The sequence below is a fragment of the Pseudomonas chlororaphis subsp. aurantiaca genome (assembly GCF_013466605.1).
GTDB lineage: Bacteria > Pseudomonadota > Gammaproteobacteria > Pseudomonadales > Pseudomonadaceae > Aquipseudomonas > Aquipseudomonas chlororaphis_I.
The window spans coordinates 4,140,841-4,159,742 of the sequence record NZ_CP059162.1 but is presented as its reverse complement, the minus strand read 5'-3'; the positions used below and the strand labels follow the sequence as shown (position 1 = coordinate 4,159,742).

At 64.7% G+C, this 18,902-nt stretch carries 20 protein-coding genes; 4 read left to right on the top strand and 16 right to left on the bottom strand.

Translation table 11 applies throughout. From position 1 onward, the window contains the following. Nucleotides 1-14: 14 nt before the first annotated feature. The 13 genes from H0I86_RS18700 to H0I86_RS18640 all read right to left on the bottom strand — a co-directional run bounded on the left by H0I86_RS18700 (nucleotide 15) and on the right by H0I86_RS18640 (nucleotide 11,905). Complete coding sequence (locus H0I86_RS18700) at nucleotides 15-230, bottom strand: hypothetical protein (RefSeq protein ID WP_180921641.1); 216 nt, start codon at nucleotides 228-230, stop codon at nucleotides 15-17. Between the two features lie 126 nt (nucleotides 231-356). Beyond that, nucleotides 357-3,071 (bottom strand): magnesium-translocating P-type ATPase, encoded by a 2,715-nt coding sequence (gene mgtA, locus H0I86_RS18695; protein WP_180921640.1) that lies wholly within the window; start codon nucleotides 3,069-3,071, stop codon nucleotides 357-359. A gap of 289 nt (nucleotides 3,072-3,360) precedes the next feature. Then, on the bottom strand, nucleotides 3,361-3,645 hold the full coding sequence (locus H0I86_RS18690) for a hypothetical protein (protein ID WP_180921639.1): 285 nt from the start codon (nucleotides 3,643-3,645) through the stop codon (nucleotides 3,361-3,363). Between the two features lie 430 nt (nucleotides 3,646-4,075). Continuing rightward, on the bottom strand, nucleotides 4,076-5,233 hold the full coding sequence (locus H0I86_RS18685; RefSeq protein WP_180921638.1) for a glutathionylspermidine synthase family protein: 1,158 nt from the start codon (nucleotides 5,231-5,233) through the stop codon (nucleotides 4,076-4,078). 11 nt (nucleotides 5,234-5,244) lie between these two features. Then, complete coding sequence (locus tag H0I86_RS18680) at nucleotides 5,245-5,961, bottom strand: DUF1190 domain-containing protein (RefSeq protein ID WP_180921637.1); 717 nt, start codon at nucleotides 5,959-5,961, stop codon at nucleotides 5,245-5,247. 20 nt (nucleotides 5,962-5,981) lie between these two features. Then, nucleotides 5,982-6,410 carry a DUF350 domain-containing protein gene (locus H0I86_RS18675; RefSeq protein ID WP_009043573.1) on the bottom strand — a complete coding sequence of 143 codons (429 nt, stop codon included), beginning with the start codon at nucleotides 6,408-6,410 and terminating at the stop codon, nucleotides 5,982-5,984. Between the two features lie 15 nt (nucleotides 6,411-6,425). Beyond that, nucleotides 6,426-7,076 (bottom strand): DUF2491 family protein, encoded by a 651-nt coding sequence (locus tag H0I86_RS18670; RefSeq protein WP_009048683.1) that lies wholly within the window; start codon nucleotides 7,074-7,076, stop codon nucleotides 6,426-6,428. Next, a complete protein-coding gene (locus H0I86_RS18665; protein ID WP_180921636.1) occupies nucleotides 7,063-8,097 on the bottom strand; it encodes a potassium channel family protein in 1,035 nt (344 codons plus the stop codon). The genes H0I86_RS18670 and H0I86_RS18665 overlap by 14 nt, the downstream gene beginning before the upstream one ends. A gap of 69 nt (nucleotides 8,098-8,166) precedes the next feature. Beyond that, complete coding sequence (locus H0I86_RS18660) at nucleotides 8,167-8,733, bottom strand: rhomboid family intramembrane serine protease (RefSeq protein WP_028682286.1); 567 nt, start codon at nucleotides 8,731-8,733, stop codon at nucleotides 8,167-8,169. Nucleotides 8,734-8,926: 193 nt separating this feature from the next. Next, the gene (locus H0I86_RS18655) at nucleotides 8,927-9,628 is read right to left on the bottom strand and encodes a PspA/IM30 family protein (RefSeq protein WP_009048686.1); all 702 of its coding nucleotides are present in this window, start codon (nucleotides 9,626-9,628) and stop codon (nucleotides 8,927-8,929) included. Nucleotides 9,629-9,654: 26 nt separating this feature from the next. After that, nucleotides 9,655-10,404, bottom strand: a complete 750-nt coding sequence (locus tag H0I86_RS18650) for a YjfI family protein (RefSeq protein ID WP_373369364.1) — start codon at nucleotides 10,402-10,404, stop codon at nucleotides 9,655-9,657. 407 nt (nucleotides 10,405-10,811) lie between these two features. Beyond that, a complete protein-coding gene (locus tag H0I86_RS18645) occupies nucleotides 10,812-11,318 on the bottom strand; it encodes a GNAT family N-acetyltransferase (protein ID WP_180921635.1) in 507 nt (168 codons plus the stop codon). Continuing rightward, entirely contained in the window at nucleotides 11,315-11,905 is a 591-nt protein-coding gene (locus tag H0I86_RS18640; protein ID WP_180921634.1) for a GNAT family N-acetyltransferase, read from the bottom strand. Before H0I86_RS18640 ends, H0I86_RS18645 begins: the two co-directional genes overlap by 4 nt. Nucleotides 11,906-12,010: 105 nt before the next feature. On the opposite strand from H0I86_RS18640, the gene H0I86_RS18635 reads away from it, so the two are divergent. Continuing rightward, complete coding sequence (locus H0I86_RS18635; RefSeq protein ID WP_180921633.1) at nucleotides 12,011-12,598, top strand: LysE family translocator; 588 nt, start codon at nucleotides 12,011-12,013, stop codon at nucleotides 12,596-12,598. Nucleotides 12,599-12,712: 114 nt separating this feature from the next. Here the strand turns inward: H0I86_RS18635 and H0I86_RS18630 are convergent, their stop codons facing one another. The 3 genes from H0I86_RS18630 to H0I86_RS18620 form a co-directional block, all read right to left on the bottom strand. Next, nucleotides 12,713-13,546 carry an AraC family transcriptional regulator gene (locus tag H0I86_RS18630; RefSeq protein ID WP_180921632.1) on the bottom strand — a complete coding sequence of 278 codons (834 nt, stop codon included), beginning with the start codon at nucleotides 13,544-13,546 and terminating at the stop codon, nucleotides 12,713-12,715. Nucleotides 13,547-13,585: 39 nt separating this feature from the next. Further along, nucleotides 13,586-14,089 carry a VOC family protein gene (locus H0I86_RS18625; RefSeq protein ID WP_180921631.1) on the bottom strand — a complete coding sequence of 168 codons (504 nt, stop codon included), beginning with the start codon at nucleotides 14,087-14,089 and terminating at the stop codon, nucleotides 13,586-13,588. A gap of 124 nt (nucleotides 14,090-14,213) precedes the next feature. Then, entirely contained in the window at nucleotides 14,214-15,128 is a 915-nt protein-coding gene (locus H0I86_RS18620; protein WP_180921630.1) for a LysR family transcriptional regulator, read from the bottom strand. Between the two features lie 111 nt (nucleotides 15,129-15,239). On the opposite strand from H0I86_RS18620, the gene H0I86_RS18615 reads away from it, so the two are divergent. From H0I86_RS18615 to H0I86_RS18605, 3 genes are all read left to right on the top strand, one after another. Further along, entirely contained in the window at nucleotides 15,240-16,085 is an 846-nt protein-coding gene (locus tag H0I86_RS18615) for an oxidoreductase (protein ID WP_180921629.1), read from the top strand. Between the two features lie 189 nt (nucleotides 16,086-16,274). Then, nucleotides 16,275-16,730 (top strand): (2Fe-2S)-binding protein, encoded by a 456-nt coding sequence (locus tag H0I86_RS18610; protein WP_009048695.1) that lies wholly within the window; start codon nucleotides 16,275-16,277, stop codon nucleotides 16,728-16,730. A gap of 23 nt (nucleotides 16,731-16,753) precedes the next feature. After that, on the top strand, nucleotides 16,754-18,901 hold the full coding sequence (locus tag H0I86_RS18605) for a xanthine dehydrogenase family protein molybdopterin-binding subunit (protein WP_180921628.1): 2,148 nt from the start codon (nucleotides 16,754-16,756) through the stop codon (nucleotides 18,899-18,901). The last annotated feature ends 1 nt before the right edge of the window (nucleotide 18,902 follow it).

Sequence of the window (18,902 nt, the reverse complement as noted above, 5' to 3'; positions counted from 1 at the left end):
CTCCCTTGTGTGTTTCATGGCTTGGCGGATCGCAGCAGGCGGATGCAGCGGCGATGAATGGCGCTGGCAAGGCCCAGCAGCAGGCGAATGGCACCGCGGCTCAACAGGCCCCGGGCATACATCCGGATGCCGACCAGGGTGATCAGCGCGGCGATACCTTCCAGGGTGCTGACCAGCAGGGCGCGCAAGCTGCGCTCGCCACGAGCCAGCCGTTCGGTGATCGGTTTCATGGTTGTTCTCCGGACGGCACAGAACCGCAGGCGCGAGGCTTGCCCGCGATTGGCGCGCCACTGGCTATCGGAAGAACCGCGTCATATGCCTTGCTGCGGCCGATGACGCGGTCCCGGCTCAAGTCCTCAGAACCATTGCTTGAAGCGACGGATGTAGAGGGTCTTCATGGTCTGGGCGACGACGCAGTAGCACAGCAGGGTGCCGACCAGCCAAGGGAAGTATTCCCACGGCAGCGGTACCAGGCCGACCATTTCACCCAGCGGCGAGAACGGCACGTAGATGCCCAGGGCCATCACCAGGCCGGTCATCAGCATCACCGGCAACGCCGCGGTGCTCTGGATGAACGGGATCTTCTGGGTGCGCAGCATGTGCACCACCAGGGTCTGCGAGAGCAGGCCTTCGATGAACCAGCCGGACTGGAACAGGGCAGCCATTTCCACGCTGTTGGCGGCGAACACGAACCACATCAGGGCGTAGGTGGTGATGTCGAAGATCGACGAGGTCGGCCCGATCCACAGCATGAAGCGCCCGATGTTCCTGGCGTCCCACTTGCGCGGCTTGCGCAGGAACTCCTTGTCCATCTTGTCCCAGGGCAGCGACAGCTGGGAGATGTCGTACATCAGGTTCTGCAGCAGCAGGTGGATCGCCAGCATCGGCAGGAACGGGATGAACGCACTGGCCACCAGCACCGAGAACACGTTGCCGAAGTTGGAACTGGCAGTCATGTTCAGGTACTTCATGATGTTGCCGAAGGTCTCGCGGCCCTTGATCACGCCTTCCTCCAGGACCATCAGACTCTTTTCCAGGAGGATGATGTCGGCCGATTCCTTGGCGATGTCGGTGCCGCTGTCCACTGAGATACCGACGTCGGCGTCGCGCAGCGCCGGCGCATCGTTGATGCCGTCGCCGAGGAAGCCCACGGTGTGCCCGTTGGCCTGCAGGGCCTTGAGCACCCGGGATTTCTGCAGCGGGGTGAGCTTGGCGAACACCGTGCGTTCTTCCACCAGGCGCGCGAGCACCGCGTCGTCCATGTTCTCGATATCGCGCCCGAGCAGCGGCTGGCCGACTTCCAGGCCGACCTCGCGGCAGACCTTCGCGGTGACGATCGGGTTGTCGCCGGTCAGCACCTTCACCGTCACGCCGTTCTCGCGCAGCGCGGCGATGGCCGGGCCGGCGGTTTCCTTGGGCGGATCGAGGAAGGTCAGGAAGCCTTCGATGATCAGCTCGCGCTCGTCGCTGGCGCTGTACTGCTGGCGGGTCTGCCCCGGCGCCAGGTCGCGGGTGCCGACCAGCAGCACGCGGAAACCGTCGCGGTTGTACTCCTCGGCCAGCTCCAGCAGCGCCGCCCGGCGCCCGGCGTCGAGGGCCACCGTGACGCCGTCCTGGCGTACCCGGGTGGCGGTGTCGAGCATTTCCTCGACCGCGCCCTTGCACACCAGCAGGTGATGGCCGCTGGCGTCGGCGAGGATCACCGAGAGGCGCCGGCGGACGAAATCGAACGGCAGTTCATCGACCTTGCTCCAGGCATCGGGCGCGCTGAACTTCGGGTTGTTTTCGGCGTAGCTCACCACCGCGCGGTCCATCAGGTTCTTCATGCCGCTCTGGTGGTAGCTGTTGAGCCAGGCCAGTTGCAGCACCTGGTCGCAGCGGCTGCCGCTGATATCGACGTGGTGCTCGAGGATGATCCGGTCCTGGGTCAGGGTGCCGGTCTTGTCGGTGCACAGCACGTCCATGGCGCCGAAGTTCTGGATCGCGTTGAGGCGCTTGACCACCACCTTGCGCTTGGCCATGGCCGCGGCGCCCTTGGCCAGGTTGGCGCTGACGATCATCGGCAGCATTTCCGGGGTCAGGCCGACAGCCACCGCCAGGGCGAACATGAAGGCCTCGGCCCAGTCACCCTTGGTAAAGCCGTTGATCAGCAGCACCACCGGCACCATCACCAGCATGAAGCGGATCAGCAGCCAGCTGACGCTGTTGACCCCGCGGTCGAAGGCGGTCTGGGTCCGCGAGCCGACGATGGAGCGCGCCAGGGAACCGAAGTAGGTGCGCGACCCGGTGGCCACCACCACCGCGGTGGCGGTGCCGCTGACCACATTGGTGCCCATGAAGCAGATGTTCGGCAGGTCGAGCAGGTCCTGCTGGTCGGCCGCCGTGCGGTGGGCGGATTTCTCCTGCACCGCGCCCAGGGTGTCGTACTTCTCCACTGGCAGCGCCTCGCCAGTCAGCACCGCCTGGCTGATGAACAGGTCGCGGGATTCGATCAGGCGGATATCGGCGGGGATCATGTCGCCGGCCGACAGCTGCACGATGTCGCCGACCACCAGGTCGCGCATCGGCACTTCGCGCAGCGCGGCTTTCATGCCCATCTGCTCGCGGCGCAGCACGGTGGCGGTGGTCCGCACCATGGCCTTGAGCGCCTCGGCGGCCTTGGCCGAACGGTATTCCTGCCAGAAACGCATCAGGCCGCTGACCAGGACCATGACCAGGACGATGACCACCCCGGTCAGGTCGGTTTCCTCGCCGGACTGCAGGGGCAGCCAGAAGTCGGTGAAGAAGCTGATGCCGGTCAGGGTCATCAGCACATAGATGAACGGGTTGTTGAAGGCTTGCAGCAATTGCACCAGGGCGTAGGGCGGCCGGTCGTGGGCCACCTCGTTGAAGCCGTCGCGCTGCAGGCGGCCTTCGGCGTCGAGTTCGGTCAGGCCGTTGGCGTTCGACTTGACGTTGTCCAGGGTCACGCCAAGGCTGTTCTGCGCTTCGCGGGCGGCCCGCATCGACAGCCGAGTGTCGTCGCGGGTGGGGTTTTGCGAGGAGGAGGTGCGGGTTTTTACCGTAGTCATTACGTGTGCTCCTACCGCAGGCTTGCGGCACGACACACAAACCACTCACCTATTCAAAGACGAGCGAACGTATGTCGAGCCGCAAGTAAGCGATCGATTCAGGTAGTTGCGTTTTATTGGTTTTAACGTTCGCCGCCTATTCACTGAACATGAATAGACGACGAACCTACTACTGGCTTCGTCCATAATAATGGCCACCAACTTTTAGTTTTAAGCAGGCAATACAAAGTTGCCGAATTCCTTATTAAGGAAAACGTTCAGGAAGGACTTGGAAGTGCCTTCGGTTGAACTAGAAGTGCGAGTCCCGGGACAGGCTCAGCAGCAGGCCGGCCCGCATCAGGAGGCCGGCCAGGCTCCGACTCTGAGGGTCCTGGCTGTCGTCGAAACTCCAGCGTTGCTGGAGCCGGCAGGTGACCGGGCAGACGCGCCAGTTGGCCCGCGGCCGGGTTTGCGAGGAGGGGGCGGAATACAGGGTGCCGACCCGGGAGGCGCCCGCGCGCTCAGCGCAGGGCTTGACCCGCATGGTCGATGCAAAGGTGCGTACGCCGGGCATTACAGTGGATTTGAAGTTCATAACAGTTGCCTCGCGACCGGACTGGCTCCGGTGAAGGCAAGTTACGAAGGAGCGTCAAGCTCTAGCGCAGCTCACCCGACCGAAAAGTCGAGCCCCGTCATTTTCTGGGTTAAGTGCCCAGCCTTGCGCAAGCGCATCGACCAGACAGCGTCTAGATACTGTGTCCATTGGCTTCTTTAGTGAGTTGAAAAAAGGCCGGTTTGGCCGGCCCGCGCAATTTACTCAGGCCAACCTGTCAAGTCAAGATTAAATTGCCACGAATCATATGTTCGTTCAGCTTTAAGTAAGGTCTGTATCGGAACTCAGATAAATGAAGGGGAAAGTTATATAAGGCAGTTCTGAATAACGGCCATAACGATGCCGGCGATAGTTATTGTGCTGCAACCGTTGAGTCATAGACCGAGGCGCATTGCGCGCCCCGGCGGATAGGTCAGTCGAGGATCAGGTGCGGCAGGAAGCGGCTGGAGTCCTTGGTGATCAGGCTGTCGTCTTCGCGCACGCCGATGCCGGCGGCCTGGTCGCCGATGACCCAGGAGCCGATCAGGGTGTAGCTGTCGCCAAAGCGCGGCAGCGGGGCGAAGGACTGCAGGATGTAGGGCGCGTCAGTGTAGGGACCGTCTTCCTTGACCACCTCGTCCTGCGGGGTGCGCAACTCGATGTTGGCGCCTTCGCGGGAAAAGAACGGCTTGCGCACCCAGCCCCTGGGCACGTCGCGCTGCGGGTGCAGGTCCAGGTGGGTTTCCAGCAGGTTCGGGTGGCCCGGGTGGGCCTCCCAGAGCAGCGGCAGGATGCCCTTGTTGGAGAGGATGGATTTCCACGCCGGTTCGAAGAACTGCGTGTCGCTGGCGGCGATCGCCGCGCCGAAGGGCTCGTGGAAGATGAACTCCCAGGCGTGCAGCTTGAACAGGTGCGGAATCCAGCGGTCCTGCAGGTCGACGAAGCGGCCTTCGGCGGTGAGGCCGATGTCTTCCACGTCGATATGCCGCGACTCGATGCCGGCCTTTTTCGCGATCAGGCGCAGGTAGTCGGTGGTGGCGCGGTCTTCCACCGAGTCCTTCATCGAGGCGAAGTAGAACGGGCGCTCGATCCCCAGCTGGGCGAAGGCCTGGTGCAGCCGGGTGTCGATGCTGTTGAACTGGTCGGCATGCCTCGGCAGCACGCCACGCTCGATGTTCTGCTCCAGCCAGCCCCATTGGAACGCCGCGGTTTCATAGAGGCTGGTGGGGGTGTCGTAGTTGAGCTCCAGCAGCTTGGCCGGGCCCTGGCCGTTATAGGAAAAATCCAGGCGGCCATAGAGGTGCGGGTGACCGTCGAGCCATGAGGTGCGGATCATGTCGTAGAAGGCCGGCGGAATGCTCAGGCGATCCAGCAGGGCCTCGCTGCGCACCACCCGGTCCACCAGGTCCATGCACATCTCATGGATCTGGGTGGTCGGGTCTTCCAGGTCGTCCTCGATCTGCTTGAGGCTGAACTGGTAGTAGGCGCTTTCGTCCCAGTAGGCTTCGCCGTCGATGGTGTGGAACAGGAAGCCGAGTTTTTCCGCGGTCTGTCGCCAGTCCGGGCGTTCGTTGCAGAGGATCTTCTTCATGGCGCGGTTCCTTAGCTGCTCGAGCGTCCCGAACTCCAGCTCGAGGAGCTGGAGCCGCCCCAGCCGCTACGGGCGCTGGCCTGGCTGCCGAAGCCGCCACGGGAGGTAGAGGAGGACACCGACATCGGCCGGGTGGTGGTCCGGAAGCCGCTGCCCGACTGCGCCTGGCGCGACCTGGAGAAGGTCGAGCCGCTGGCGATGCGCTGGTTGAGCGTCGAGTTGGCGTAGTTGCCGCGGTCGTCGCGATAGCGGTAGACCGGCTCGGAGTAATAGTTGCGGCTACCGCCGCTGAGCAGGTTGCCGATCAGCAGGCCGGTGAGCAGGCCGCTGTCGATACTGCTGAGCGACGAACCCTGTCCGGCTCCGGGGCTGACCCCGGCCGCCGCCAACTGCTCGCGGGTGAAGGCGCCCTGGGCGTTGATTTCAAAGCCGCCCAGCTTCGGCACGAACTTGCCGTTGGAGTCTATCTGGCACCAGTTTTCGACGAAGTCGGCATCGCAGTCGGCCTGGTTGTCGTAGACCGGCGCCTGGGCGCGGTGCTCCGCCATGGCCTTGATATAGGCATCGGAGCAGACGTCCACGGCGATCTTGCCGTCCACGCATTCCTGCACCGACTGGAAGTTGAATTTCTGCTGGACCGCGAGGGTCTCCGGCTCCGAGTTGCAGCCCGAGATCGCCAGCGCCACCGAGGCGGCCAGGGAGAGCTGAACGTATTGGCTTCGTTTCATCGAGGGCTCCGTGCGGTCGATCAGTTCTGCGAAGGGGTCATGCAGGCGGCGTTGAGCAGGCCGACGCTGATGGCCACGGCGGCGACGTAGATGCCGGCGGCGATTTCACCGTTGCGGATGCGCTGCGAAGTGCCCTTGAGCACCAGGCTGGTCATCAGGAACGCCAGCAGTTGCACCACGGCGGCGATCAGCGCCCAGACGGCGAAGTCCAGCAGGCTGATGGAGTAGGCGATGACGTTGCTCGCCGGGATGGCGAAACCGATGATGGCGCCGCCCAGGGCGATGGCAGCGGAGACGTTGCCCTCGCGGATCAGCTGGAACTCCTTGTGCGGCGTCAGGCGGGTGTAGACGAACTGGAACAGGGCGAACAGCACGGCCGCCCCGAGGATGTAGGTCAGGAAACCGACCACGGCGAATTTGTTCAGGGAAATGGAAAGGGCTTCAAGCATGGGTTCTGGTCCTTGTCAGAGGGTTTGCAGGTCGGTCATGTACAGGGAAATGCCCAGTGAGGTCACCAGGCTGACGCTGCCGTCGGCGTATTGCTCCACGGAAAACAGCAGGAATTCGCGGCGATTGGTCAGGCCGGTGTCACGGGCATAGAGCATCGAGTGGCTTTCGAAGGCGAAGGTCTCGTCCGGCTTGGACACCTGCTCGCGCAGCGGCACCAGCTCGGTCTGCCCGGCTTCGGTGCCCCATTCGCGCTGGTACTCGACGCCGTCGAGGCTGTAGGTGGGCTGGCCGATCAGGCTGTCCGGGCCGGCCAGGCGGCGCAGCTCGGCTTCGCTGTTGACGGCCTGGTTGCTCAGGTAGTTGAACAGGATGATCGATTTGACCTGGCCGTCGATGCCGCCGCTGGTGTGCACCTGCAGCCAGTAGTCCTCGTCGTCCAGGTAGTAGCGCGACAGCCATTCGGACTGGCCCAGGTCCACCAGGCCTTCGCTGTAGACCGCCTGGTCGCCGGGGATCGCCACGCGGCTGTTGTCGGCGAGCAGCAGCTTGAGGCTGGCATCGAAGCGGATGCCCGCGCCCATGCTCAGGCCCAGTGGGCCGGTGGCGAAACTCGAGCTTGTGGTGGCCGGGGCCTGGAGCCCCAGAAAGCGTTTAAACCATCCCATTGTCGATGTCCTTGAGGCGGTTGGAAGCGATGTAGAAGAGTTCGCCGCCCTGGATCCGCGTATCGCTGTGCGGGTTGATCTGCGGGTGTTGCGCGCCGCGGGCGCGGTAGCCGATCAGGGTGGCGTTGTAGCCTTCCTTGAGACGTACGTAGAGTTCGGCGAAACGGCCCTCGTAAGTCTCGGGCAGGCGCATGACGTATTGGGTGGCGCCCTGGCCGACGCACAGCAGTTCGTTGATCACCACCGAGGAGCCCGGGTCCTGGGAGGAGCGCACCAGCATCTCGATGGCCATGCTCGAGGTGCACTCCAGCTTCGGCGCGTAGGAGGCGGCCAGGGTGGCGATTTCGCTGTCGTTGAAGTGGGCGACCACATGGCCGGCGGGGCGCAACTGGTTGATCGCCAGCACGCTGGCCAGGGTCAGGTCGTCGGAGCTGGTGCGCACCAGCACCCGTTCGGCGCCGGGCACCCCGGCGCGCAGCAGCAGGGCCGCGGACGACAGGCTTTCGCCTTTGACGAAGGCGGCCTTGCCCTGCATCGGGTTCTCGTCGAGGGTCGCGTCGCAGATGACGATCAGGTTGTCGTTGGAGGTTTCGTCCTGCAGCAGCAATTCGATCACCCGCTCACTGGACGCGCCTTCCCAGCCGACCAGCACGGTATGCCCGGTCTGGCCGGTGAAGTCGCCTTTGCCTTTCATGCCTTTTCTCCATACGTCGATAACGCTGCTGGTGGTCTTGCCGATGGCCGCGGTCAGCAGCGCGATGCCGCCGAGCATCACCCACACGGCGACGAAGACCCGGCCAGCGGCGGATTGCGGCGACAGGTCGCCATAACCCACGGTCAGGGTGGTGGTGAAATAGAAGTAGATGAAGGTCGCGGGCGTGGTGAGGTGCTGCTCGCCCAGGGCCACCAGGCCGAGATAGGAGGTCGCGGCATGCACGCCGAGCGCGATGGCCAGGCCCATCCAGCCGAAGCGCTGGAAGAAGGTGGCCGCGTATACCCGAAGCAAGATGAAAATCGACATCGAATCCCTGATTTCCTGTTGAACTGATCTATCCGTGATGCAGCGCGCCGTGTCCGGGCAAGGCATGGCTCATTGCCGCGCGGCATTAGACATCGGCTTGGCGCCGGATAAAAGCATTTTTGCTGCGATGAACCCCGCGAAGGCGCCAAAGATGTGCCCCTCGAAGGAAACCCCGGCCCGTGGCAGGAACCCCAGGACCAGGCCGGAATACAGAAACATCGTCACCGCAGCGGCCAGCAGGCTGCTCCAACTGCGCAGCAACCAGGCGCGGGTGAGGATGTAGGCCCACAGGCCGAAGACCCAGGCGCTGGCGCCGACATGGATGCCCCTGAAGCCGAACAGCCAGACCAGCGCGCCGCCGAGCAGGATGATGATCAGGCTGGCCACCACGAAGCGCCGCTGGCCTTCGGCGATCACCATGGCGCCGAGGATCAGCAAGGGCACCAGGTTGGCGGTCAGGTGGGTAAAGGAGCCGTGGAGAAAGGGCGAGGTGAGTATCCCCGGCAAACCCTGCAGGGTACGCGGGATCAGGCCGAAGAGATTCAGGCTGTAGCCGCTCAGGCTGTTGAGCACCTGCACGGCGATCATCACCAGGGCCAGGCCCGCCAGGGTCTTGAAACCGTTTGCAACTGCCATCGAGGCCCTCCCATAAGGCCAGAAAAAGGGCATTGCGGGTAGCCGCTGGCGAAGCCTGCGATCGGCTTGGGCGGCATTCCGACGCAGCGGTGGCGAAACCTGAGTGCGCAGCCTTTCTGAAGTGCCGCGCCGCCTGGCCTTGCGACTGCTGCGCAGTCGTACGCAGCCTGCGGCAGCGGCTACAGGAGGGGCCTTACTCGGCCGACTTCTGTTTCTTCAGTCGCTCGAGGATGGCGTTGGCGCTGCCCTGGTCCGGCACGATGTTGGCTTCGCGCAGGCGGCGTTCCAGGTCGTTGCCGTTGCTCGCATCGGCCAGTTGCTCCTGGGCTTCCATTTCCGCCGCGCGCTGATCCTGGCGGGCCTGCAGGCGGTTCAGGGTGTTGACCGCGGTTTCCAGCTTGCCGTTGGCGCCGCCGCTGGCGATCGAGGCGCTGACCTGGGCCTTCTGCACGCTTTCCCGGGCTTTGGCCATGTCTACTTGCTGGCGCAGGCTGCGGATGCGCGCTTCGGCCTTGCCGATGTCCTTGCGCATATTCTCGGCGTAGGCGCCGAATTCGCTGGCTTGCTTCTGCTCCGCTTCCAGGCCGGTGGTCAGGGTCGAGATGGCTTCGGCGACTTCCAGGGCCAGGTCTTCGCGGTTGGCCTGCAGCGAGGCGAGGGCCTTGGATTCCAGGTCGGCGATCTTCGCGGTGAATTCGCTGACCCGCTCAGTGGACAGCTTGTGCTTGGCCATGATGGTGACCAACTCGCGCTTGGCGTTGGACAGCGCGTTGTCGGCGTCGCGGATTTCCTGGTCGAGGATGCGCAGGGCCTGCTGGTCGGCGATGCTTTCGCCGACTTCGTTGGCGCCGCCGCGCAGGGCGGTGAACAGTTTGTTCCAGATGGACTGAGTCATATAGGCGTACTCCGGATTCTCGGCAATCAGTTGAAGAAGCTTTCGAAGGCTTCGGTGGCGCGTTGGACGTTGTCCACCAGGGTCTTGACCTCGGTCACCACGTTGGTCAGGTTCGAGCTGGCGCTCAGGGCGCCGAACATGTTGTAGACGGTCTGGCCGTTGGGCATGGACTCGATGCCGATCGAGGACAGGGGGAACATCTCCCGGCTGCGCAGCACCGCGTCATTGAAGCGGGCGACGTCGTTGATCGACTCCAGGTCCACCAGCACGGTGTCGACGATGATCTGCTCGCCGACCACCGCGATGTAGATCGGCAGGCCGCCGAAGTCGTGCATTTCCAGCTTGATGCTTGGCTCGGCGCCTTGAATCAGGCTCAGGCCGATTTCGTTCGAGGTCACTTCGTCCAGGGCCTGCAAGGCGCTGAAGAGGCGGTCGATGGTCCAGTTCTCACCTGCGATCATGTCATTCTCCAATACCGGTGCGCCGCCGATCAGGGGTTGGCGCAGCTTCTTCTCAATGTGCTTGAGCACGCTCCGGTTTTCCGGAAGTACCCAGGTTTCGTGTTTCACATAACCAGCGGCACTCAGGCCCGCGCGCATCTGCTTCATATAGAAGCTCGACGGCTTCTTGGCGGAAGCCTTGCTGCTGGGGGCCCTGTTGCTGGAGGCCTTGTTGCTGGAGGCCTTGTTGCTGGAAGGTTTCGAGCGCTCTCCTTGTCGACTCTCTGAGGAAGCCGGTAGGTCAGCAGGCTGACTGGCCGGGAGGGTCTTTTTCATGGGGTGACTCCGTTGTGCACGTATCACGCGTGAGAACATTACAGGGGATTTTGTTACGGCTCAATGACTCACGCGTGATATTTTTCGATGCATCGAAAAAATAACTGGATGGTTCTGGAACGGTAGTTTCCGTGGGTAAGGCAAGGTTTCCGGGGTTCAATTCAAGCTCGCCAGCCGCTGGCGCAGGCGCTCGACCTGCCGCGTCTGCTCGAGCTGTTCTGCGGGTGTCAGCGTCCGTTTTGGCGAGGTCGCGGGCGTCGCTTCGCGAGGCGACGATCAGGCTGCCCGGGTGGCGAGCATCGCGGCGATAGCTGATGCGCCAGTGCTCGGTGTCCAGAAGGCTCATTGAGTCCATGCCGGGGCGGTCCTTGTGCGGTGGGCGAGGCTGTTGATGATCGCCCCCTTGATCATCGCCCGGGCGATGTCGGGACGTGGAATTTATACAGGGTGCAGGGATAGCCGTCCGCCGTGATCGGATGACAACTGTAGGCGTCGCCGGTGAGCTCGGGAATGATCCGGGCCCAGAAATCCCGGGCCGGCCGGTTGTCGTCGATGTGGACGATCTGCCAGTGTCCGGGCAGCTGTTCCAGCAGTTGCCTCACCACCTGCCGGCCGATGCCGCGACCGCGAAAGCGCCGGGCCACGAAGAAGTAGGCGAGGTTGTACTGCACCTCGGCCAGTTTCACCTTGTCGTCCACCGTGGCGAAACCTGCCAGTTCGCCATCGACCCGGATCAGGTAGGGGCGCGTGGCCGCCTCGCGCCAGTATTCGAGCAACGGGCCGATCTCGAACAGACCGTGGCGGCCGAGCTTGAGCGGCAACCACTCGCTGAGTTCGTACAGGTAGAACTGCATCAGGTTTTCGATGCATTGCAGCTCGTCGCGCTGGGCCGGGTGCAGTTCGATCTGGCTCATGGTTCCAGGCTCCGTGCGATGTCGGTGGGCGAGGTGGCCTTGGCCGCGAAGTAGTGTTCGGCGCTGAGGCTGTACAGCAAGCTGGGGGCCAGGCCGGGGAAGTCGTCCAGTTCGCCGTCGCGGGTCAGGCCCAGGCGCTCGAGGGCGCGGCGCGACGGCAGGTTGTCGGGGCGTACCAGGCCGATCACCTGTTCCTTGCCCAGCACGCGGAACGCCAGGTGCAGCGCGGCGCCGGCCATTTCGCTGGCGTAACCCTGGCCCCAGGCCTCGACGGCGAAGCGAAAGTACAGGTTCAGCCCGCTGCGCTCGCCGAAGCGGCTGTGCATGACGCCACCGAGCCCCAGCACCCGTCCGGGTTGAGCGCGGTCGCAGACCACCCAATAGCCGAAACCCTGGTCCTGCCAGTGTTGTATCCAGCCCTGCAGCCGGTGCTGGCAGCTCTCGCGGCTGTCGGGACCTGCCGGGTTGTAGCGCTGGGTCCGCGGGTCGCTGTGGATCAGGTGGGTGACGTCCAGGTCGGCGGCCGTTGGCGTGCGCAACAGCAGGCGGGCGGTGAGGGTGGTCGCGGAAGGGGGAGCATCGGGCATAGGGTTCGTCCGTACGCGAGAGGGGTATTTTTCTTCAATACACTGGTCAGCCTGCGCACTTACCTTGGTCACCGGACTCTCCGATTGATCCTTTGAAGGTGTGTGATGAGCGTAGTGTTTTCCATGGCGGCCTTCGCGCTAGCCTCTTCGATTACTCCCGGCCCGGTCAATATCGTGGCCTTGAGTTCCGGCGCGCAGTTCGGCTTTCGCGCCAGCTTGCGGCATGTCGGTGGCGCGACCCTGGGTTTTGTCCTGTTGCTGGTGCTGATCGGCCTGGGCCTGCATGAGCTGTTGCGGCTGTGGCCGTTCCTGACCCGCGGCATCCAGTTGTTCGGGGTGGCCTTCCTGCTGTTCATGGCCTGGAAGCTGGCGGTGGACGACGGCCGGCTGGGCAGCGATGGCCATGCCAAGGCGCCGTCGGCCTGGTACGGCGCGATCATGCAATGGCTCAACCCCAAGGCCTGGCTGGCCTGCGTCGCCGGCATGGGCGCGTTTGCCGCCAATGGCGAGGCGCTGCTGGTGTGGCAGTTCGCGCTGGTGTACTTCGTGATCTGCTACCTGTCGATTGCCTGCTGGGCCTACGCCGGGACGTTTTTGCGCCAGTACCTGAGCAACCCCAAGGGCATGCGCCTGTTCAACCGCAGCATGGCGGCGCTGCTGATGGCGAGCGCGGTGTATCTGTTGTTGCCTTGAGCATTGGCGTGGGCGTTGTCGCGGTGTGTCAGGCATTTCGTGTCGTGGCCATCGCGGGCAAGTCGGATCGCCGCCCGCTCGCTCCTACAGAAGCGGTTTGCGGGCTGTGATGAATCACCCGCGATATTGCCCCGGCGTCGCCGCCAGATGCTGCTTGAACGCGCGCTGGAAATGCGCCTGGTCGGCGAAGCCGGCTTCCAGGGCCACGTCGGCGATCGGCTCGCCGTCACGCAGCCGGGTCTGGGCGAACTGCACCCGCTGGTTGACCACGAAGGCGTGGGGCGTCATACCGTAATGCTGCTTGAAGGCGCGGATCAGGTAGGAGGGCGACAGCTCGGCGGCCTGGCAGATTTCCTCCAGCTTCAGCGAACGGGTGCAGTGTTGGCGAATGTAGTCGGCGGCCCGTTGCAGTTTCTGGTTGCTTTCGCGCGGTGGCCGGCTGGCCGGGTTCAGGCGCTGTTGCAGGTCGCTGAAAAATGCCACCGTGGCGCTGTGTTTTTGCAGGACCTCGGCCTGTTCGTCCACCAGCACCTCATACAGGCGGTTGAGCCCGGCATAGAGCTCGGGGTCGTCGCTGTGGGGCGTGGAAAAGGCGCGAAAGCCCAGGTCCTGGCTGAACCCCAGCTGGTGCTGCAGATCGGTCAGCCAGGAGGTATCGACATAGAGCATGAGATACGACCAGGGCTGGTCGTCGATGGGGTTGCAGGCGTGCACTTCGCCGGGGTTCATCAGCACCACGGTGCCGGCGCCGATGCGAAACCGCGCCTGCTCATGCAGGTAGGTGCTGTGCCCGGCGGTGATGGCGCCGATGGAGAAGTGCTCGTGGGCATGCCGGGCGTAACAGACCTTGCGCCCGTCGGCGATCGAGCGGGCCTCGATAAAGGGCAGCGCCGCATCGCGCCAGAACTGTGGGGCGGTATCGAGGCTATGGCTCAAGCTCGGCTTCATCAAAGGTATCCCATCGGCAAGCGTCGGCCTGCGAGTGTATTAGGTCTCGCCGGCGAAGGCTCGCTCCAGCGCGGCGATATCGAGTTTTTTCATCTGCAGCAGGGCCTGCATCACCCGCTGCGACTTGGCCGTGTCGGGGTCGGTCATCCAGTGGTTCAGCGCGCAGGGTACGATCTGCCAGGACAGCCCGAACTTGTCCTTGAGCCAGCCGCACTGCTGGGCCTGGGGGGCGCCGCCGTAGGACAGGGAGTTCCAGAAATGATCGATTTCGCCCTGGTTCTGGCAATTGACCTGCAGCGAAACCGCTTCGTTGAACTGGAATACCGGGCCGCCGTTGAGGCCGGTGAAGGTCTGGCCATCGAGCTCGAAGGACACGGTCATCACCGAGCCTTCCGGGCGGCCGTGGAACTCGAAGCCGGCCTTGCCGTAGTGGGTGAGGGCGGTGATGCGCGAGTGCTCGAAGACCGAACAGTAGAACTGGGCGGCGGCTTCGGCCTGATGGTCGAACCACAGGCAGGGGGTGATGCGATGAATGTGCGACATGACGGTTCTCCTCGGCGGATGGTCCACGCTTGAGCAAGCGTAGCCAGCCCGGGGGCGGCCGGGGCTGCCGTAGATCGACAAAGCGCAGCCGGGCGAGGAGCGGTATCGAGCCCACGCATCCGGCTCAGGATCGCCGCCCTTGCTCGGCCACCCAGGCGTTGGCCATGTCGATGAAGGCGCGCAGTTTCGGCTGGCTCTGGGTGCGGCTGGGAAAGTACAGGTACAGGCCCGAACTCAGCGGGACGAACGGTTGCAGCACAGACTCCAGGCGTCCGTTGGCCAGGTCGTCGGCCACCTCGAAGTCGCAGGCGTAGGCCAGCCCCTGTCCGCCTCGCGCCATGGCGACCAGCAAGTGCCGATCGTTGACCACCAGCGCACCCTCGACGCCGACGGTGAAATCCCGTCCATTGCGCCGGAACTCCCAGCGGTGGGTCGTGCCCGAGGTGAGGAAGCGAAAGCCGATGCCCTGGTGCCGGGTCAGCTCTTCCGGGGTCTGCGGCCTGCCGGCCCGGGCGAAATAGTCCGGGGAGCCCACCACCGACCATTGCAGGTCCGGGGTCAGGCGCACGGCGACCATGTCCTTTTCGATCGACTCGCCCAGGCGGATACCGGCATCGAAGCCCTCGCTGACCAGGTCGACCGTGGCATCGTCCAGGGAAATCTCCAGCCTGACGTCGGGATAGGCCGCGCGAAAACGCGAGACCAGGGGTTCGATCAGCAGCTTGCCGGACAGCCGTGGCGCGGTCAGGCGCAAGGTGCCCATCGGCCGGTCGCGATAGCTGCCCAGTACCGCCAGGGCGTCGCCGATTTCACTGGCGGCCGGGCGCAGGCGGATGAACAGGCTGCTGCCGGCTTCCGTCAGGGCCACGCGGCGGGTGGTGCGCTGGAACAGCAGCACCCCGGTGCGCCGCTCCAGAGTCTTTACCGCATGGCTCACGGCGGTCGGGGTCACCCCCAGCTGGCTGGCGGCGAGGGTGAAGCTCTTGTGTTCGGCGACGGCGAGAAACTCGGTCAGGCCGTCGAAAGGGTCCTGGTTCATTGCAAGGCTATTATGAAAGAGAAGTTAATAGTGCTTGTAGCACGGAGCCATTTTTCTCACCAATGTTCCTGCGTACCTTGTGCTCACCCACTCCTTACAAGGTACTGACCCATGACTGTTCAAACCCCTTTCAAACGTGTCTGGCTGATCACCGGGGCTTCCCGTGGCATCGGCGCGAAAATCACCGCCGCGGCCCTGGCCCACGGCGATGCGGTAGTGGCCACCGCGCGCAATGCCCAGTCGATCAGCGAGCGTTTCGGCGCGCAGCCGGGCCTGCTGGCGGCGCAACTGGATGTCACCGACGAGGCCCAGGCCCGCGACGTGGCGCAGATGGCCGTCGAGCATTTCGGCCGTATCGATGTGCTGGTCAACAACGCCGGTTTCGGCCTGCTCGGCGCGGTGGAAGAGGCCAGCGACGACGAGATCCGCCGGGTCTATGAAACCAACGTGTTCGGCCTGCTGAATGTCACCCGCGGGGTGCTGCCGCACATGCGCGCCGCCCGCAGCGGCCATGTGATCAATATCTCGTCGATCGGCGGCTATCAGTCGGGGCCGGGCTACGGCGTCTACTGCTCGACCAAGTTCGCCGTCGAAGGCTTGAGCGAAGCCCTGCACAGCGAGCTGGCGCCTTTGGGCGTGAAGGTCACGGTGGTCGAGCCGGGCTACTTCCGCACCGACTTCCTCGATGGCAATTCGTTGCTGGAGTCGCCGGCCTCGATCGCCGACTACACCGCCACCGTTGGCCAGGTACGCCAGCAGGCCAAGGCCTATAACCAGCAGCAGCCGGGCGACCCGGACAAGCTGGCGCAGGCGATGATCGCCCTGGTCGAAGCCAAGCAACCGCCGCTGCGCCTGCCCCTGGGCACCGACACCCTGGGCGCCATCGCGGCGAAGAACGCCTACGTCGAGCAGGAAACCGCGACCTGGCGGGCGCTGTCGGCTTCCACTGATTTCTGATGCTGCGCTCATTGCCCGACCGCCCCATCCAGGGCGGCTGGGCGTGACCGGCGGTCGCAGAATCCGGCCTGTTCGGCAAACTGCGCTTAGCTGTATGGAAAACCTCGCGGCGCGCGTAGGCCTTCGGCCACAGCGGCGCCGCTCCAGGATCCCGTGAATCCTGTCCCCCCTCGGCCTGAGGAGTTATGCATGCTGACACTCAATATCAACGGCAAGGACCAGCAACTCGAGGTGCCCGCGGACATGCCGCTACTCTGGGTGCTGCGCGATGTGGCGCACCTGACCGGCACCAAGTTCGGCTGCGGCATGGCGCAATGCGGCGCCTGCACCGTGCATGTCGACGGCGCGCCGCTGCGTTCCTGCGTGACCCCGGCCGCGGCGGTGGCCAACGGGCAGAAGATCCTCACCATCGAAGGCCTGTCGACGGACGGCTCGCACCCGGTGCAGCGCGCCTGGGCCGAGCTGGACGTGGTGCAGTGCGGTTACTGCCAGTCCGGGCAGATCATGTCGGCCGCGGCCTTGCTGGCGAAGATCCCGTCGCCCACCGACAGCGATATCGACCAGGCGCTGTCCGGCAATATCTGCCGCTGCGGCACCTACCCAAGGATCCGCGCGGCGGTCAAACGCGCCGCCGAAATCGGCTGAGTCGGCATTAAAGAGGGCAAGGCATGATCACTGCGTCGCGTCGTGGATTTCTCAAAGGGGGGGCGCTGCTCGGCGGTGGCCTGGTGGTGGCGTTCGTCATCCCGGGGGCCAATCGTTTTGCCCGGGCGGCGAGCGAAGCGTTCGTGCCCAATGCGTTCTTGCGCATCGCCCCGGACGGCATGGTCACCGTGGTGCTCGGCCATTCGGAAATGGGCCAGGGCATCTGGACCGGGCTGTCGATGCTGATTGCCGAGGAGCTGGATGCCGACTGGTCGAGGATCCGTGTCAAGCACGCGCCGGCCGCCGCGGTGTATGGCTTGCCGGCGTTCGGCGGGATGCAGATCACCGGCGGCTCGACCTCGACCTGGATGGAGTTCGACCGCTATCGCCAGGCCGGCGCCGCAGCGCGCCAGATGCTGATCGAAGCGGCGGCCAAGCGCCTGCAGGTGGCACCCTCGACCCTGCACACCGAGCAGGGCTGGGTGGTGGCCGGCGACCAGCGCCTGAGCTACGGCGACCTGGCCAACGACGCCGGGCAGCTGCCGGTGCCGGACCCGGATTCGCTGCGCTTGAAGGAAGCCAAGGACTGGCGGCTGATCGGCAAGCCGACCAAGCGCCTGGACACCCCGGAGAAAGTCACCGGCCGCGCGCAATTCGGCATGGACATGTATTTCGACGGCCTGCTGACCGCCGTGGTCCTGCGTTCGCCGGTGTTCGGCGGTACGCTCAAGTCCTTCGATCCCCAGGCGGCGCTGGCGGTCCCCGGGGTGATCAAGGTGCTCCAGGTGCCCACGGGCGTGGCGGTGGTCGCCGAGCATTACTGGGCGGCCAAGCAGGGGCGCGATGCGCTCAAGGCCGAATGGGACCTGGGGCCGAACGCCAACATGAGCAGCGAAAGCCTGATGCAGAGCTTTCGCGAGCTGGCGCTGACCCCCGGGACCAAGGCCGCCGAGGCCGGCGATGCGGCCGGGAACATGGCCAAGGCAACGCAGGTGATCAAGGCCGAATACAGCGTGCCGTACCTGGCCCATGCGCCGATGGAGCCGCTCAACTGCACGGTGCGCATCGGCGCCGACAAATGCGAGATCTGGACCGGCACCCAGTTCCAGACCCTGGACCAGATGGTCGCGGCGAAGATCACCGGGCTCAAGCCGGAACAGGTACAGATCCATACGCAATTTTTGGGTGGCGGTTTCGGCCGCCGGGCCAACCCGACCTCGGACTTCGTCAGCGAAGCGGTGGAGGTGGCCAAGGCCGCCGCAGTCCCGGTGAAAACCGTTTGGTCGCGGGAAGACGACGTGCGCGGCGGCTACTTCCGTTCGGCGTTCCTGCACCAGGCGCAGGTCGGCCTGGATGCCAAGGGTCTGCCGCTGGCCTGGCAGCATGTGCTGGTGGGGCAGTCGATCATGGCCGGCACCTCGTTCGAGGCCAGCTTCGTCAAGAACGGCATCGACAACACTTCGGTGGAGGGCCTGGCGGACGGGCCTTACCTGAAGGGCACGCCGAACCACCGGGTCGACCTGCATTCGCCGATGACCGGCATCACCGTGCTGTGGATGCGCTCCGTGGGCCATACCCACACCGCGTTCGTCGTCGAGTCTCTGATCGACGAGATGGCCGACGCGGTGGGCAAGGACCCGGTGGAATACCGCCGGATCCTGCTCAAGGATCATCCGCGGCACCTGGGTGTGCTCAACCTGGCGGTGGAGAAGGCCGGCTGGGGCAAGCCCGTGCCCAATGGGCATGCCTTGGGCGTGGCGGTGCACGAGTCCTTCGGCAGCTACGTGGCGCAGGTGGCCGAGGTGTCCCAGGAGGCCGAGCAGATTCGCGTGCACCGGGTGGTCTGCGCGGTGGATTGCGGCATCGCGGTGAACCCGCAGAGCATCGCCGCGCAGATGGAGTCGGGCATCACCTTCGGCCTGGGCATGGCCCTGCACAGCCGCATTTCCTTCAAGGACGGCCGGGTGGTGCAGTCCAACTATCACGACTTCCAGGTGTTGCGCCTGAACGAGATGCCCCGGGTCGAGGTGCATATAGTCGCCAGCACCGATAAGCCCGGCGGTATCGGCGAGACGGGTGTGCCACCCACGGCGCCGGCGGTGGCCAACGCGGTGTTTGCCCTGACCGGCCAGCGGCTGCGCGAGCTGCCGCTGCAACTGGCGGGGGTGTGAG

Bases quoted from the DNA above. Each gene is read 5' to 3' on its own strand.
- H0I86_RS18700 (WP_180921641.1), bottom strand. From the start codon at position 230: ATGAAACCGATCACCGAACGGCTGGCTCGTGGCGAGCGCAGCTTGCGC.
- mgtA (WP_180921640.1), bottom strand. From the start codon at position 3,071: ATGACTACGGTAAAAACCCGCACCTCCTCCTCGCAAAACCCCACCCGC.
- H0I86_RS18690 (WP_180921639.1), bottom strand. From the start codon at position 3,645: ATGAACTTCAAATCCACTGTAATGCCCGGCGTACGCACCTTTGCATCG.
- H0I86_RS18685 (WP_180921638.1), bottom strand. From the start codon at position 5,233: ATGAAGAAGATCCTCTGCAACGAACGCCCGGACTGGCGACAGACCGCG.
- H0I86_RS18680 (WP_180921637.1), bottom strand. From the start codon at position 5,961: ATGAAACGAAGCCAATACGTTCAGCTCTCCCTGGCCGCCTCGGTGGCG.
- H0I86_RS18675 (WP_009043573.1), bottom strand. From the start codon at position 6,410: ATGCTTGAAGCCCTTTCCATTTCCCTGAACAAATTCGCCGTGGTCGGT.
- H0I86_RS18670 (WP_009048683.1), bottom strand. From the start codon at position 7,076: ATGGGATGGTTTAAACGCTTTCTGGGGCTCCAGGCCCCGGCCACCACA.
- H0I86_RS18665 (WP_180921636.1), bottom strand. From the start codon at position 8,097: ATGTCGATTTTCATCTTGCTTCGGGTATACGCGGCCACCTTCTTCCAG.
- H0I86_RS18660 (WP_028682286.1), bottom strand. From the start codon at position 8,733: ATGGCAGTTGCAAACGGTTTCAAGACCCTGGCGGGCCTGGCCCTGGTG.
- H0I86_RS18655 (WP_009048686.1), bottom strand. From the start codon at position 9,628: ATGACTCAGTCCATCTGGAACAAACTGTTCACCGCCCTGCGCGGCGGC.
- H0I86_RS18650 (WP_373369364.1), bottom strand. From the start codon at position 10,404: ATGAAAAAGACCCTCCCGGCCAGTCAGCCTGCTGACCTACCGGCTTCC.
- H0I86_RS18645 (WP_180921635.1), bottom strand. From the start codon at position 11,318: ATGAGCCAGATCGAACTGCACCCGGCCCAGCGCGACGAGCTGCAATGC.
- H0I86_RS18640 (WP_180921634.1), bottom strand. From the start codon at position 11,905: ATGCCCGATGCTCCCCCTTCCGCGACCACCCTCACCGCCCGCCTGCTG.
- H0I86_RS18635 (WP_180921633.1), top strand. From the start codon at position 12,011: ATGAGCGTAGTGTTTTCCATGGCGGCCTTCGCGCTAGCCTCTTCGATT.
- H0I86_RS18630 (WP_180921632.1), bottom strand. From the start codon at position 13,546: ATGAAGCCGAGCTTGAGCCATAGCCTCGATACCGCCCCACAGTTCTGG.
- H0I86_RS18625 (WP_180921631.1), bottom strand. From the start codon at position 14,089: ATGTCGCACATTCATCGCATCACCCCCTGCCTGTGGTTCGACCATCAG.
- H0I86_RS18620 (WP_180921630.1), bottom strand. From the start codon at position 15,128: ATGAACCAGGACCCTTTCGACGGCCTGACCGAGTTTCTCGCCGTCGCC.
- H0I86_RS18615 (WP_180921629.1), top strand. From the start codon at position 15,240: ATGACTGTTCAAACCCCTTTCAAACGTGTCTGGCTGATCACCGGGGCT.
- H0I86_RS18610 (WP_009048695.1), top strand. From the start codon at position 16,275: ATGCTGACACTCAATATCAACGGCAAGGACCAGCAACTCGAGGTGCCC.
- H0I86_RS18605 (WP_180921628.1), top strand. From the start codon at position 16,754: ATGATCACTGCGTCGCGTCGTGGATTTCTCAAAGGGGGGGCGCTGCTC.